Origin of the sequence: Rhizobium sp. PDO1-076, from assembly GCF_000247475.1 — a bacterium.
In the GTDB taxonomy this organism is placed as follows: Bacteria; Pseudomonadota; Alphaproteobacteria; order Rhizobiales; family Rhizobiaceae; genus Allorhizobium.
Map to the genome: position 1 here is coordinate 1 of NZ_AHZC01000019.1, position 14,710 is coordinate 14,710.

General features: G+C 62.3%; 12 protein-coding genes, 1 tRNA gene and 3 pseudogenes. 9 read left to right on the plus strand and 7 right to left on the minus strand.

Annotation, left to right across the window (positions count from 1 at the left end; all coding sequences use genetic code 11):
- The 3 genes and pseudogenes from PDO_RS01670 to PDO_RS01680 all read right to left on the minus strand — a co-directional run.
- A pseudogene (locus PDO_RS01670) lies at positions 1-157 on the minus strand (xanthine phosphoribosyltransferase); the annotation flags it as partial.
- Between the two features lie 283 nt (positions 158-440).
- Positions 441-1,283 carry a universal stress protein gene (locus PDO_RS01675; protein WP_007597012.1) on the minus strand — a complete coding sequence of 281 codons (843 nt, stop codon included), beginning with the start codon at positions 1,281-1,283 and terminating at the stop codon, positions 441-443.
- 137 nt (positions 1,284-1,420) lie between these two features.
- Positions 1,421-2,206, minus strand: a complete 786-nt coding sequence (locus PDO_RS01680) for a competence/damage-inducible protein A (protein WP_007597014.1) — start codon at positions 2,204-2,206, stop codon at positions 1,421-1,423.
- Between the two features lie 257 nt (positions 2,207-2,463).
- Here PDO_RS01680 and wrbA point away from each other — a divergent pair, with 257 nt between their 5' ends.
- From wrbA to PDO_RS01695, 3 genes are all read left to right on the plus strand, one after another.
- Entirely contained in the window at positions 2,464-3,060 is a 597-nt protein-coding gene (gene wrbA, locus PDO_RS01685; RefSeq protein ID WP_007597016.1) for an NAD(P)H:quinone oxidoreductase type IV, read from the plus strand.
- Between the two features lie 189 nt (positions 3,061-3,249).
- Positions 3,250-3,510 (plus strand): PilZ domain-containing protein, encoded by a 261-nt coding sequence (locus PDO_RS01690; RefSeq protein WP_007597020.1) that lies wholly within the window; start codon positions 3,250-3,252, stop codon positions 3,508-3,510.
- A gap of 79 nt (positions 3,511-3,589) precedes the next feature.
- Positions 3,590-3,674, plus strand: a tRNA-Leu gene (locus PDO_RS01695).
- 128 nt (positions 3,675-3,802) lie between these two features.
- Here the strand turns inward: PDO_RS01695 and PDO_RS26610 are convergent.
- Positions 3,803-4,708 (minus strand): annotated as a pseudogene (locus tag PDO_RS26610) (GNAT family N-acetyltransferase); the annotation flags it as partial.
- Positions 4,709-5,018: 310 nt separating this feature from the next.
- On the opposite strand from PDO_RS26610, the gene PDO_RS01705 reads away from it, so the two are divergent.
- From PDO_RS01705 to PDO_RS01715, 3 genes are all read left to right on the plus strand, one after another.
- The gene (locus PDO_RS01705) at positions 5,019-6,038 is read left to right on the plus strand and encodes an ABC transporter substrate-binding protein (protein WP_037072298.1); all 1,020 of its coding nucleotides are present in this window, start codon (positions 5,019-5,021) and stop codon (positions 6,036-6,038) included.
- Between the two features lie 205 nt (positions 6,039-6,243).
- Entirely contained in the window at positions 6,244-7,032 is a 789-nt protein-coding gene (locus PDO_RS01710; protein ID WP_007597026.1) for an ABC transporter ATP-binding protein, read from the plus strand.
- Positions 7,029-7,847 carry an ABC transporter permease gene (locus PDO_RS01715; protein WP_007597028.1) on the plus strand — a complete coding sequence of 273 codons (819 nt, stop codon included), beginning with the start codon at positions 7,029-7,031 and terminating at the stop codon, positions 7,845-7,847. Before PDO_RS01710 ends, PDO_RS01715 begins: the two co-directional genes overlap by 4 nt.
- A gap of 54 nt (positions 7,848-7,901) precedes the next feature.
- On the opposite strand, the gene PDO_RS01720 is transcribed toward PDO_RS01715, so the two are convergent.
- Both PDO_RS01720 and PDO_RS01725 read right to left on the minus strand, forming a co-directional pair.
- Complete coding sequence (locus PDO_RS01720) at positions 7,902-8,501, minus strand: hypothetical protein (RefSeq protein ID WP_007597030.1); 600 nt, start codon at positions 8,499-8,501, stop codon at positions 7,902-7,904.
- A gap of 140 nt (positions 8,502-8,641) precedes the next feature.
- Positions 8,642-10,096 (minus strand): TrkH family potassium uptake protein, encoded by a 1,455-nt coding sequence (locus PDO_RS01725; RefSeq protein ID WP_007597033.1) that lies wholly within the window; start codon positions 10,094-10,096, stop codon positions 8,642-8,644.
- A 98-nt stretch (positions 10,097-10,194) separates the two neighbouring features.
- On the opposite strand from PDO_RS01725, the gene ilvA reads away from it, so the two are divergent.
- Positions 10,195-11,445, plus strand: coding sequence for a threonine ammonia-lyase (ilvA, locus tag PDO_RS01730; protein ID WP_037072301.1), 1,251 nt, complete (start codon positions 10,195-10,197; stop codon positions 11,443-11,445).
- Here the strand turns inward: ilvA and PDO_RS01735 are convergent.
- Complete coding sequence (locus PDO_RS01735) at positions 11,438-12,457, minus strand: alpha/beta hydrolase (protein ID WP_007597038.1); 1,020 nt, start codon at positions 12,455-12,457, stop codon at positions 11,438-11,440. The genes ilvA and PDO_RS01735 overlap by 8 nt on opposite strands.
- 191 nt (positions 12,458-12,648) lie before the next feature.
- Between PDO_RS01735 and PDO_RS01740 the strand changes: the two are divergent.
- Together PDO_RS01740 and PDO_RS01745 are read left to right on the plus strand one after the other, a co-directional pair.
- Positions 12,649-12,971 (plus strand): annotated as a pseudogene (locus PDO_RS01740) (HlyU family transcriptional regulator).
- Positions 12,972-13,073: 102 nt separating this feature from the next.
- Positions 13,074-14,710, plus strand: a 1,637-nt coding sequence (locus tag PDO_RS01745; RefSeq protein ID WP_007597042.1) for an ammonium transporter, incomplete at its 3' end; no start/stop codon positions are given.

Here is a 14,710-nt window from a genome sequence, read left to right on the forward strand (position 1 = left end):
CGCGCGAGATGATCGCCGCCGGCACCAGGCCGCCACGGGTGATGCAGACGATGGCGCGGAACTCCTGGCCGAGACCGGCAAGGCGCCAGGCAAGAGCACGCGCGTCACGGTGGAACTGGTCCCAGGATACGGGAAAGGCTTTATCGGGAAGAGACATGTCGCAAGGCTCCGCAGACAAGGTTTTCGGGCGCCGACACAAGCGGCGTTCAAAACCGGAGCCGGGGAGGCGTTGCATGTCGGGACAATGCCCGAAATGCGTTTCGCGCGGCTTCGGTCTCCGAAAACGGGAGCGGATCCGTTGCGGACGCCGCAGACACTTTCGGGATCCCGCTATACCGCGCGAATGCCGCCCTGATCGGGCACTGGTCTATGGCCGCTGCTATTAGCCGGAATCCCTGCCGCATGGCAAGGCCCGGACAATTTGCCACCGGCCGGAGGGTCTAGCGCGACAGCAGCGTCAGCGCCGTCATCGAATCGAGCACCGTGCGGGTGACGCCGCCGAACAGCACCTCCCACCAGCGCTTGTTGCCGTAGGCGCCCATGACCAGCAGGTCGATGGAACTGTCCGACAGCCGTTTTTCGATCGCCATGGCCGGCGAAAGGCCGCTTTGCTCCGACGTGGCCACAGTGACCCGGACACCGTGCCGGGCAAGGGTCGACGCGATCTCGGCACCGGCGACAGCGGCCGTCTGGATGCTGTTTTCCGGCGGGTCGACGCTGAACACCTCGACCTCGTCGGCTGCCTTGAGGAAGGGCAGGGCATCGAAGGTGGCGCGCGCCGCTTCCCGCGAGCCGTTCCAGGCGACCATAACCCGCTTGATCGGCTTGGGACTTTTCAGGATATGCGGCACCAGCAGCACCGGGCGGCCGCTTTCGAACAGGAAGCTCTCGAGCTCGGCCCGTGTTTCCGACAGCAGGCCATGTTCGCTCTGCGGCGCGATCACCAGATCGGTGGAGCGGGCGCTGTCGATCAGGGCGGCGGAGTTGAGGCCGGCCGAGGTGACGAAGCTGCGCCATTCATGCGACAGGCCCTCGCGGATAGCGATCGAGCGGAACAGCGCCTCGACGCTCTCGGTTTCCTGATGCGCCATGTCCTGCAGCGCCTGGATGGTGGCCGGATCGGGGATTTCCATCGGCGCCACCAGCGGCACCATGGCAATCGCCTCGGCATGCGCGCCGATCACATGCGACTGAAACTGGTTGGCGAGCGCCACCGCAAAATCGGTGACCTGCTTCGTCGTGTTCGGCGTGTCCAATATGGCAAGAAGTGTCCGATAACCCATGGTCGTCTCCTCACGCGGTCCTTATGCAATGTCCGCATGAGAAAACTATGCGCGTCAAGATCAAGTTCCGCTTTGACATCGGTCAAATGGCAAAACGGAACAATGATCTTCAATGCGTGTCACCTCGGGCTCTGTCGTCAGGCGACCTCGCCGGTGCCGAGATCGCGTTTTGCCAGGGCCTCCTTCTCCGCGGCAATCTGCACCACCATGGCGGCGACATCGGCAGCCGCCGCATCCAGTGCCGCCTCGTCGCGGGCGCGCACCAGAAGCTCGGTCGAAAAGCGCTTGCCGTCGAATTGCGGATAGGAGCCGATCGAGGTCAGCGGATGGGCCTTCTGGATCTGCCCGAGCAAGGTGCCGATATCGCCCTCGCCGAACGGGCAGGCGATGGCGCGGGTCAGCACCTTGGCGCCGGTCGGCAGGGTTTCGATGACATGCGCGATCATCGCCTGGAAGACCTGAGGCACGCCGGCCATGACATGCACATTGCCGATGATGAAGCCGGGGGCGGTCGAGACCGGATTGGGGATATGGTACGCGCCTTGCGGCATGCGGGCCATGCGCTGGCGTGCCTCGGTGAAATCCATGTTGCGCGCCGCATACATGTTGCCGAGCAGCATCATTGCATCCGGATCGTGCACGCAGGGCACGCCGAAGGCTTTCGACACGCTGTCTGCGGTGATGTCGTCATGGGTCGGGCCGATGCCGCCCGAGGTGAAGACATAGTCGTAGCGCTGGCGCAGCGCATTGACCGCCTCGATGATGGCGTCCTCCTCGTCGGCGACGATCCGCACCTCCTTCAGGTCGATGCCGGCAACCGTCAGAAGATCGGCGAGATGGCCGATATTCTTGTCCTTGGTCCGGCCGGACAAAAGTTCGTCGCCGATGGCGAGCATGCCGGCGGTCTTGATCGTGGGGCTCATGGAGATCCTGTCAGTCTGGTGGGGCGAGACCCCGGGCCATAACCCGGGAGGCGACGCGCTGGTATCGGCAACAATCGGCAAATCTAGCGCTTTGTGAACGTTCTGAGAAGGGTAAGTGCAATTTGAGTGAACACTGCGTTCCTCTTGACGTGGCTGGTCTGCGCGACAGATTGCGTTAGATCTCAACCCATCGAATACGGGGCGGCGACACCGCCCAGCAAGACAACAGTCCAGCAACATCCAACAGGAGATACGTCATGGCTAAGGTTCTGGTTCTCTACTATTCGTCCTACGGTCACATTGAAACCATGGCGTATGCCGTTGCCGAAGGCGCCAAGTCGGCCGGTGCCGACGTGACAGTCAAGCGCGTTCCGGAACTGGTTCCGGAAGAGGTCGCCAAGTCCTCGCATTTCAAGATGGACCAGAAGGCCGAAATTGCAACGGTGGACGAACTGGCAGGCTATGACGCGATCATCGTCGGCGCCGGCACCCGCTTCGGTACGGTCGCCTCGCAGATGCGCAATTTCTGGGACCAGACCGGTGGCCTGTGGTTCTCCGGCAAGCTGGTTGGCAAGCTCGGCTCGACCTTCACCTCGTCGGCCACCCAGCACGGCGGCCAGGAAACCACCATCCTCGGCTTCATCCCGACCTTCCTGCATCACGGCATGGTCGTCGCCGGCCTGCCTTACGCCTTCCAGGGCCAGATGGGCGTTGAAGCGGTCAAGGGCGGCTCGCCTTACGGCGCCTCGACGATCACCGATGGCGACGGCTCGCGCCAGCCGTCCGAGATCGAACTGGAGGCCGCCAAGTTCCAGGGCGCACATGTCGCCAAGCTGGCTGCCAAGCTGGCCTGATCGCCGCAAGACTGGCTTGATCCAGTCTGGCTTGATCATTGTCAAATCGATGCATCGAGGGCGGGATTTTCCCGCCCTCTTTTGCTGCAATGTTTCCGATCGTTAAGATCCGACTGATTGGCTTCAGCAGCGATTAAACCCGATCTGCGATAGATGGCGGGCACAACATCAATGCGAGGTGCCTTTGCCATGGAACAGGAACGAAGAGACGTACCCCGCACCCGCGCACTCAAGGCCGGCCGCGCCATTCTGGCTGGCGGCCATTCGACCTTTGACTGCATGGTGCGCAACCTGTCGCAAGCCGGTGCCAAGGTGCAGTTCGAATCGACGGTCGATATTCCGGCCGATTTTCAGCTGCGCTTTGAAGACGGCACCACCCATGGCTGCCATGTGCGCTGGCGAACGGCGCGTGAACTGGGCGTCGAGTTCACCGATCGCAAGATCAACTGACAAAGTCCGCTCCAGCGTACCGTGACGTGACCAACGACCCTTGACGACAATCGTCAAGTGGATGAAACAGGGCGCAGTTGCGGGCGTGGCGAAACTGGTAGACGCAAGGGACTTAAAATCCCTCGGCCTCGGCTGTGCGGGTTCGACCCCCGCCGCCCGCACCAACGGCCGTCTGCTTGCCCCTGACGAATTTCTGTTCCATCACCTCGCTGCCCCATTGCCGGCCGGGAGTTTCGTCTGCCAGCACGAACCCGTGTGCCTCGTAGAGTGCGCGGGCCGCATCGAGGCCGCGGAAGGTCCACAGATGCGTTTCGGCGAAATCCCGGGCGTCGACGAAGGCGAGGGCGGCCGAGAGCAGACATCGTCCGAGGCCGCTGCCACGCTGGCCGTCATCGACGATGAACCAGCGCAGATGGGCAATTCGGGGGGCATGGCCGGTGACTTCGCCGGGTATATGGCTGGGAGATGCGTGCCTGTTCAGGTCCTCGCCGTCGATGGCGATCGTGCCGACGATCTTTTCGTCGGCGATGGCGGTCCAGATTTCATTGTCCGGATGTTCGATGCGGGTGCAGAATTCCGACAGGCCGGTGGCGACGATCGCTTCGAATTCGCGGCCAAAGCCGACCGTGCGGGCGTAGTAGCGCGCATGCATGTCGCTGCAACGACCGATCAGGCCCGGTCGGTAGCCGTTGGCGATCTCGGCCAGAGGAAAAGGGGATGAGGAAGAGAGCGGATTGTCCGGCTCTGGCGACAGGGCTTCGGCATAGAGCTGCAGCCCTTGCGTCACGGTCACGCCCTGCGTCGGCGTCAGCCGGGCGAGGGCGGTTTCGACCTGTATCCGAGCAAAGGCATCAATCTGCGCCAGTTTGGCCGCTCCGGACGGTGTCAGCGAAATCTGCTTGGCGCGCGCATCTTCGTCGTCGGGCTGTTCCTGCAGCAGTCCGGCCTCGACCAGCTTGCGCAACATCCGGCTGACGCTGGATTTTTCAAGGCTGAGCAGGCCACACAGGTCCTTCGCCGTGAGGCGGCGTGCCTGGCGCTGTGCTGCGCCAATCTCGATCATGGCGTGAACGGCCGATGCCGGCAGGCCACTTTCGGCCAGGTCGTCGCCGAGAAAGCCGAGCCGGCGCACCAGTGCACGCGCAGCCGAACGCACGGTTTCCACGGTCGAGGGGGTCGCGATTGTCATGCCGAACATCCAAATTGGTTGACTGATGCAACAATATTGTCAGGGACCCCGTCGAACTTCAAGCCCGTTCGATGCCGGTTGCGGCAAGATTGCGCTCTCGGCCAGGCACGGGCGGGATCTTGCCGGCACCTTGCCGGTATCTGTGAGTTGATCAAAAAACAATCAGTCCAAAACTTGACGAAAGTTTGAGCAATCTTTGCTTGCGCTGCAGCACAAACTTGTTTTTGATGGGCAGAACAGCAAAAACGGGGAGCATGGGTTGATGATCAAGAGACGCACTTTCGCAGCGACGGTTCTGTCCGCTGCCCTGTCCACTGCCATGTCGGTCGGTATCTCCGCCGCAATGGGCCTTGCGGCCGGATTGGTCCTGCCGGTGACGGCGGCTCATGCCGAAACGGCGGTCAAGTTCACCCTCGACTGGAAGTTCGAAGGGCCTGCCGCCGGCTTCCTGCTGGCGCTCGACAAGGGATATTTCAAGGCCGAAGGCCTCGACGTGACGATCGATTCGGGCAATGGTTCGGTCGAGGCCATCCCGCGCGTGGCGACCGGTGCCTACCAGATGGGCTTCGGCGACATCAATTCGCTGATCAAGTTCCTCGACGAGGATCCGGCTCAGAAGATCAAGGCCGTGATGATGGTCTATGAGCGCCCGACCTTTGCGGTCGTCGGCCGCAAGGCGCTCGGCGTCACCGAAGACCCGAAGTCGCTGGAAGGCAAGAAGCTCGGCGCCCCGCCGCCGGATGGCGCCTTTGCCCAGTGGAAGGCCTTCAAGGACGTCGCCAAGATCGATGACAGCAAGATCACCATCGAATCGATCGGGTTTCCGGTGCGTGAACCGATGCTTGCCAAGGGCGACGTCGATGCCGTCTTCGGTTTCGCCTTCTCGGTCATCCTGAATCTCAAGGCGCAGGGCGTGCCGGCCGAGGATATCGCCACCATCCTGATGGCCGAACATGGCCTCAATCTTTATGGCAACAGCGTTCTGGTCAACACCGACTTCGCCACGGAGAACCCGGACGCGGTCAAGGGCTTCCTGAAGGCGCTCGCCAAGGGTTTTGCCGATGCGGTCGCCAATCCGGAAGAGGGCGTTGCTGCCGTCCTGAAACGCAACGAGACGCTCAATCCCGAGATCGAGAAAGAACGTCTTGAAATGGCCAATGCCATGAACATCAAGACGCCCTACGTCATCGAGAACGGTTTCGGCGGCGTCGATCCGGCAAGGCTTGCCGCCTCGATCGAGACGCTGAAAGTGTCGATGGGGCTGAAGGGCGCGGTCAAGGCCGAACAGGTCTTCGACGCTTCGTTCCTGCCGGCCAAGGAAGAACGCATGCTGCCGTAACCGAGGTCTGCCCCTCACCCTAACCCTCTCCCCGTAAAACGGGGCGAGGGGACGTGCCCCGCTCAAGGCCGGAGGGAGGCGGAGAGGCCGCCACGAGTCTCCTTCTCCCCGCAAGCGGGGAGAAGGTGCCCGGCAGGGCGGATGAGGGGCAGTCGCCTCGGCAACCCGCCCGCCAAGCACACGTGACCCACAGAGAGAAGCCCCCATGTCCCACCTCGTTTCCATCGACAATGTCGACATGCGTTATGGCGGCGCGGATGGCACGCTGGCCGTCTCGGGCCTGACGATGCGCGTCGCCAAGGGCGAGTTTGCCGCCGTGGTCGGGCCAAGCGGTTGCGGCAAGTCGACACTGATGAAGCTGGTGACCGGCCTGCATATCCCGCAAGCGGGCGTCGTCATCGTCGGTGGCCAGCAGGTGACGAAACCGGTCTCGATCGTCGGCATGGCCTTTCAGAACCCGACCATGCTGCCCTGGCGCACGACGCTGGAAAACATCCTCCTGCCGTTGGAGATCGTCGAGCGCCATCGCCATCGACTTAGGGCGAACAGACGAGAATACATCGAGAAGGCGGAAAGCCTGCTCGAGATCGTCGGACTGAAAGGTGTCGGCTCGAAATTCCCCTGGCAGCTTTCGGGCGGCATGCAGCAGCGCGCCAATCTCTGCCGGGCGCTGATCCACGAGCCGGAACTCCTGATGCTCGATGAGCCCTTCGGTGCGCTCGATGCCTTTACCCGCGAGGAGCTCTGGTGCGTCATCCGTGACCTGCATGCGGCGCAAGGGGTGACCATCGTGCTCGTCACACATGACCTGCGCGAGGCGGTGTTTCTCGCCGACCGTATCTTTGTCATGAGTGCGAGACCCGGCCGCGTCGTCAAGGAACACACCGTGCCGTTTGCCCGGCCGCGCGACATCGACCTGATGTATGACGGGGCCTTCAACGACATGGTGCATGTGCTGCATGGGGAAATTGCCAAGGCGAGGGTGGTGGCATGAGCGTGACATCGGAGACTGTGCCGACCCGACCGCTGGTCAAGCCGCTTCGCGAGCGGATCAACTGGGTCCGGGCGGCCCCCTTCCTTTACACGCTCGGCCTGTTCGTCATCTGGGAGCTTGCGGTCATTGTCTTTGCCCTGCCGCAGACGCTGCTGCCGGCCCCGACGCGGGTGTTCGAGGCGATCGTGCAATACTGGTCGCCGATCTGGAAGAACTCGCTGCAGACGCTTTACACCACGACGCTCGGTTTCCTGATTGCCGTCGTCGCGGGCCTCGGGCTCGGCCTGTTCATCGGCTGGTCGAAGACGATCTATGCCGGGCTCTACCCCCTGATGATCGGCTTCAACGCCATCCCCAAGGTGGCGCTGGTGCCGATCCTGGTCATCTGGTTCGGCATCGGCACGGTGCCGGCGGTGCTGACTGCCTTCCTGATTTCCTTCTTCCCGATTGTCGTCAATGTCGCCACCGGCCTTGCCACGATCGAGCCGGAGACGGAGGACGTGCTGCGCGCGCTCGGCGCCAGGAAGATCGACATCATGCTGAAGGTCGGCATTCCGCGTTCGATGCCCTATTTCTTCGGCTCGCTGAAGATTGCCGTAACGCTGGCCTTTGTCGGTTCGGTCGTCTCGGAAACGGTCGCCTCGAACTACGGGCTCGGCAACATGATGAGTTCCGCCCAGAGCCAGTTCAACGTGCCGCTGGTCTTTGCCGGCCTGATGATGCTGGCGATCGAGGGCATCGCCATGTATACGCTTATGGCCTGGATCGAGCGCCGCATGACCGGCTGGGCGCATCGCTCGACCATGGCCAACTGAGGGCTGGCGCACGGGATCTGCGCGGCTGCCCGGTCGCGCGGAAGGGGCGCGGCGCTATTTCTTGTCGCTGACGGTGAAGTGCTGCTCGAAGGGCGTCGAACGCTCGGCGATGATGTCGTTGACGGTGTAGCGCAGGATATAGGCGCCGGGGGCCGCCCCCGCGACATCGAGCGTCAGGTGGGTGTAGATCTCCTGTGCCTCGACATGGCCGGTGAAGGTGAAGCTGCCGAAATCCTTCTTCAATGCCAGCGTCTTGCCCTTGTCGTCGCTCAGCTCCAGATCGACGCTGAAATTCGACTGCTTGCGGCCATCCTCCAGCGTGCGCCATTTGAGCCCGACCACCTCGAGATAGGTGATCAGCGGTTCGCCGCTGTCAAAGATCGGTTCCTTTTTCGGTGTGTAGGCGCCGTAACCGGTCGGCTTTTCACTGACGAAAAGCGCGCGGGGTACGGTAAGCGGCAGGCTCGCCGAAAACTTTGCCATGCTTTGATGCAGGCCGATAAAGGCGCCGCGCGCATCGCCCGCAGCCGCCTTGCGCTCGGCCTCGCTGGCGCCGTCGAGCAGCGGGCCTGCCTCGACTGTCGCCGCCAGCATCAGGGCGATCATCTGCGCAGCCGTCACTTGGGACAGACGGGCGAGTTTCGAGACGGTCATGTGATTCTCCTGCAGCTGGCGCATCGGCCGAGTTTGGAAAGATCCAGGCTCGGCCGTCAAGTTTGCGGTAAGATCGATGGCGGTTTTACGCCACCGGACCGGTCAATGTAGCGGCAAGTTGGCCGACACCAAGGCAGCGATCAGGACCGCCAGAAGATCGGCACGAGAAGCACGAGCATGGTCAGGACTTCGAGACGGCCAAGCAGCATGGCCAGTGACAGGACGTAGAGTTCCGGGTCGTTCATCATGGCGAAATTGCCGACCGGGCCGATCAACGGCCCGATGCCGGGTCCGACATTCGACAGCGCCGTGATCACCGAGGAGGTAGCCGTGGCAAAGTCATAGCCGAGCAGCGCCATGGCCATGCTGCCGATCACCCAGATGAATATGTAGGCGGAAAAGAACAGGAAAACCGCACGCTGGGTTTCCGCATCGACCGTCTGCTTGCCGTAGCGCACCGAATAGACGGCATTCGGATAGATCAGCTTTTTCAGGCCCGTGACGATCAGGTTGAACAGGATGATGAAGCGGTAGGCTTTGATGCCGCCGGCAGTCGAGCCCGAGCAGCCGCCCATGAAGGTGGCGAAGAAGGCGGCAGTGACGGCAAACGGCCCCCACAGCGTGTAGTCCTCGCTGGCGAAGCCGGTGGTCGACAGGATCGAGGTGAAGTTGAAGAAGGAATGCGTCAGCGCGGTCGGCAGATCGATGCCGTTGCGCAAATGGTTGTAGATGCCGCCGGCCAGAGCGAAAGCGACCACATAGGCGAGGAAGATAAAGATCTGTGGATCGCGCAGCGCATCCAGGCGCCCGCGGATGACAAACACGATCAGGATCGAGAACGGCAGGCTGCATACCGTCATGAAGAAGGTCGAGATCCACAGGATGGCATTGCTGTCGAAGAAGGCGAAGGAATTGTCGTAATTGCCGAAACCGGCCGTGGCGACGGTCGAGAAGGAATGCGTGATCGCATCGAAATGGCTCATGCCGGCAAAGTCATAGGCAATGATGCAGGCGAGCGTGATACCGACATAGACCGCCATGAAGGCACGGGTGAAGGTGGCGAGCCGGGCGAAGGGCTTATCGCCGGTATCAGACGATTCCATCTTGAAGAAGGACATGCCGCCGACGCGCAGGAATGGCAGGACGAAGAGCCCGAGCGCGACGATGCCGATACCGCCGAGCCAGGCGAGCAGCGAGCGCCACATCAGGATTCCCGGCGCCATCCTGTCGAGCCCGCTGAGCACGGTCGAGCCGGTCGTCGTGATGCCGGAAATCGATTCGAACAGCGCCTGGGCAAAACTGAGGTCGAGGTCGGCGAAATAGAGCGGGATTGCGCCGACAACGGAAAACACCGCCCAGAGCACGTTGACCAGCAAAAAGCCCATGCGCTTGGAGAATACCGGCGGCGGACCGCGTGTCGCCATGGCCGCCGTCAGCGAGATGCCGCCGACCATGGCCGCCGATACGGTGAACACCGACCAGTTGTCGTCGCCAAAGTAGAGATCGACCATCGCCGGCACGAGCATGGCCGTCGACAGATAGAGGCCGCAGAGAGCGGCGATGTAGACCAGGGTGCGCAGGAGATTGGTATTCAAGGAATTTCTTCCGTTTGGTTGCACTGCAAAGAAGCTTTGTCAGTGCCTGTTGTCTATGCCATAGCGGGAGGCAGATCAAAATTCAACGGATGGACCTCGTGACGCCACAGGAAGTCGAGACCGCGCTGGAAGCCATGCGTGGCCTTTTCCCCGAAACACCCCTGCAGCTCAACGATCATTTGAGCGCCCGCTATGGGGCCAATATCTATCTCAAGCGCGAAGACCTGACCCCGGTCCGCTCCTACAAGATTCGCGGCGCGTTCAATTTCCTGCGCAAGATCGTCGGCGACAGCCCGGCCAGCACGACCTTTGTCTGCGCCTCCGCCGGCAATCATGCCCAGGGCTTTGCCTTTGTCTGCCGTCACTTCGGCGTCCAGGGTGTCGTCTTCATGCCGGTGACCACGCCGCAGCAGAAGATCGACAAGACCCGCACCTTTGGCGGCGAGTTCATCACCATCCGCCTGTTCGGCGATATTTTCGACCAGTGCTATGCGGCAGCCCGCGAACATGTCGAGGCGATCGGCGGCTATATGGTGCCGCCCTTCGACCACCTTGACATCATCGAGGGCCAGGCAACCGTGGCGGCCGAAATGGTCCAGCAATTGCCGGAGGGCGTCACGCCGGATCTGGTTGTCATGCCGGTGGGCGGCGGCGGGCTTTCTTCGGGCATGACCGGCTATCTGGCAGGCCGCATCGCGGCGGACAACATGATGTTTTGCGAACCGGCCGGCGCCCCCAGCCTGCGCCGCAGCCTCGAAGCCGGAGAAGTGGTGACACTGCCCAAAGTCGACAATTTCGTCGACGGTGCCGCCGTCGCGCGCATTGGCGATCACAACTTTGCGGCACTGAAGCATTTTGCCGCCGATCAGGTGGTGATCGTGCCGGAAAATGCCATCTGCGTGACCATGACCGAGATGCTCAATGTCGAAGGCGTGGTGCTTGAACCGGCCGGCGCCCTGTCGATCGCAGCGCTTGATCTGCTGCCGCCGGAACGCATTGCCGGCAAGACCATTGTTGCCGTCGTCTCCGGCGGCAATTTCGATTTCGACCGCTTGCCGGATGTCAAGGAACGCGCCATGCGGTATGCGGGCTTGAAGAAATACTTCATCCTGCGCCTGCCGCAGCGCCCCGGCGCCCTGCGTGACTTCCTCAATTTGCTCGGCCCGGAAGACGATATCGCCCGCTTCGAATATCTGAAGAAGTCGGCCCGCAATTTCGGCTCGATCCTGATCGGCATAGAGACCGGCAAGCGCGAGAATTTCGCCGACCTCTTTGCCCGTTTCGATCAGGCTGGTCTCGGCTTCGAGGACATTACCGAAAACGAGATCCTGGCGAACCTGATCATCTGAGGCCCGGCAAGGCTGTCAGCCAGCCGATGATATGGTCGGCGACCGGCTGGGTGGTCTGCGGCGAATAGCTGTCGCCGGCGATCACATGGCTGTTTGCGTCGCCGTTCGGGCCGGGATCGAACGTCGCATGCGGTCCGCCCCAGCGCGCCGCAACGGCGGCCGTGGCATCGGGGCTGACCACCTTGTCCTCAGCCGAATAGATGAACAAAGCCGGCACCTTGATCGCGTTGACGTCGGTGTGCTGTGCCAGCCGCACCGCCTGCGCCATCGGGATCAGTGCCTCGACCGGATAGTCGGTCGTCCAGTTGAAGGCGTTCTGCTCGTTGACCGGCTCGAAACCGCGCCTTGCGCCGATCAGCAGATGCGCAAGCGGCCCGGCGAAGGGACCGGTGAGCAGGAAGCTGCCGAAGGTCCGCAGACCGTAATTGGGCGAGATGAACACGGTAGCCGCGATATCCCGGCCAAGGGCAGGGCGGGCCAGTGCCCAGGTCACCAGCGAACTGCCGGTCGAGGTCGAGATCACCACGACCTTGTCGCCGAGGACGCGACCGATCGCCAGAGCCTCGGCCATGTCGGCGGTCCAGTCACTGAGGGTCGCCTGTCCCAGGCCATCCGGATCATCGAGCCCGTGGCCGGCAAGGCGGGTATAGTAGAGATTGGCGCCGAGCGCCCTGGCGACGAGATCGGGCAGCGGGCGAAGCTCGCCGGACGAGGCGGAAAAGCCGTGGATATAGATCACCGACAGGGCCGTCTTCGCCTTGACCGCCGGATCAGCCCAGATCACCTGTTTTCCGAGACCCTTGCGAAGACCGGTAAAACGCGATTCGGCCGCAGTCAGATAGGCCTCGACCTCATCAATGCCGCGATCATCGGTGTTCTGACCATTGAGGCCTTGGCCGACGGCAAAGGCCGCCTCGCGTTCCAGGTCGAGCCGTGGCGGCAGGCGGTAGACGATTACAAGGATGGCGACGATGACAAGGATGCCAGCCAGTATACCCATGAACAGTCTCATCGATAGTGTCCTCCGCACCAGCCTCTCCCATGCCGGGACGGAAGTCCAGCGGCGCGCGACCCGGATGGGCATGTCGTCGCTCCGCATCATCGACCAAGCCTTGACCAAGCCTTGCCGAAGCCTGGCCCCAGCCCTTGCCCAATTCGCCACATCGGCTTTCTCATCGGCGCGAGCTGTGCTATCGAGCGGACATGACCTCGATTATCGCGCGCATCCTTTCGATCTTCACCGGCGGCTCCACATCCGACGCGGCCAAGGCACCCGTTGCCGAGCCGCAGGTCTACAAGGACTGCCTCATCCATGCCGAGCCGATCCGCGAGGGTAGCCAGTATCGCCTGGCCGGCCGCATCGTGAAGGAGGTTTCCGGGCGCACGCTCGAGCGCACCTTCATTCGGGCCGACATTTTTCCTCCCTCGATGACGCGCTCGAATGCACGTTCCGCAAGGCGCAGCAGATCGTCGATCAGAACGGCCAGGCGCTTTTCGCCGACGGCGAGGAAAAGCGCAGCGCCTGAGGAAAAAAACCTTCTTTTGGTGAAAAAAGGTTTACCGGCACACACGCATTGTTAAATTCTCTGCCATCAAATGAACCCGGCTCAATTTTCCGGGTTCCATAAGTGTTTTCCAATTTTTCGATTGTCAGATCGACCATTTTGCCGTCTTGCCTGGGAGCTGTTCTGGCTGCTCTTGTCGCAACACCGTCCTTTGCGGCCGACGATCAGGCCGCCACTGTCTACAATCCGGCCGATCTCGCCTGGCTGATGGCCGCGTCCGGCATGGTCATGATGATGCAGGTCGGTTTCCTGCTGCTGGAAGCCGGCATGGTCCGGTCGAAAAACTCGATCAACGTCGCCCAGAAGAACCTGCTCGATTTTGTCTTCGGCGTGGTGGCCTTTGCCGCTGTCGGTTTCATGCTGGCCTTCGGCAAGACCGGCTGGCTACCCTTTGGCGTCGATGGCGACCTGTTTTTCCTGCAGCAAACCGACAGCTGGGTCGCCGGCTTCTTCGTTTTCCAGGTGATGTTCTGCGGCACCGCCGCCACGATCGTCTCGGGGGCGGTGGCCGAGCGCATGAAGCTCGTCGCCTATGTCTTCGGTTCGATCGTGCTGTCGGCGCTGATCTACCCGATCTTTGTCCACTGGGCCTGGGGCACGGCGCTGGGACCCAATTCCGGCGCGTTTCTCGCCAATCTCGGCTTTGTCGATTTTGCCGGCTCGACCGTGGTGCATGCCACTGGCGGCTGGATCGCTCTCGCAGCCTGCATGGTGCTCGGGCCGCGGCTCGGGCGTTTCGATGCCAATGGCCGGCCGGTGCGCATTGCCGGCCACAACCCCGTCTTGTCCACGACAGGGGCGCTGATCCTGTTCTTCGGCTGGATCGGCTTCAACGGCGGCTCGACGCTGAAGGCCTCGCTCGACGTGGCGCCGATCATCATGAACACGGTTCTGGCCGGCGGCATGGGAACCTGTGTCGGTTATCTGCTGGGCTTCAAGCAGGACGGGGTCGTGCTGCCGGAAAAATCGCTTGCCGGCATGCTGGGGGCGCTGGTTGCCGTGACCGCCGGATGCCATGTGCTTGAGCCGGGCGGGGCGCTGCTGATCGGCGCGCTGGGGGCGGCTGTCGCCGTCTACGGCAATCAGTTCGTCGAAGAATACATGAAGGTGGACGATGCCGTCGGGGCCATCGGCGTGCATGCCTTCGCCGGCGTCGCCGGCACTTTGGCATTGGCCCTTCTGGCTCCGGTCGAACACCTTCCCGCCGGCAGTCGCCTCGGCCAGCTCTATGTCCAGGTCTTCGGCTCGGCGCTGAATTTCTACTGGTCATTCGGACTGGGCTATGCGTTCTTCTACGCGCTCGACCGGCTGATCCAGATCCGCGTTTCCGCGCCTGTTGAGGAGATCGGCCTCAACATCGCCGAACATGGAACCCGGCTTGGCGTCGGCCATGTCGAGGATGCACTCTCCGAGCTGGTCGGTGGGACCGCCGATCTCAGCCACCGCCTGACGGTCGATCCCGGCGATGAGGCGGAAAAGCTGACGCGGCTGTTCAACAGCCTGATGGATACGATCCAGCAGGAAGAACGCGGGCGCAGCGAGCTGCAGTCACTGATCCGCGATCAGGAGGAATCCGACCGTGTCGCGGCGCTGGCCAATGCCACGTTCGAGGCGATTGTCATGCATGAAAATGGCCTGATCATCGACGGCAACGAGCAACTCGGGCTTCTGGTCGGCCTGCCGCTGGATCAGTTGATCGG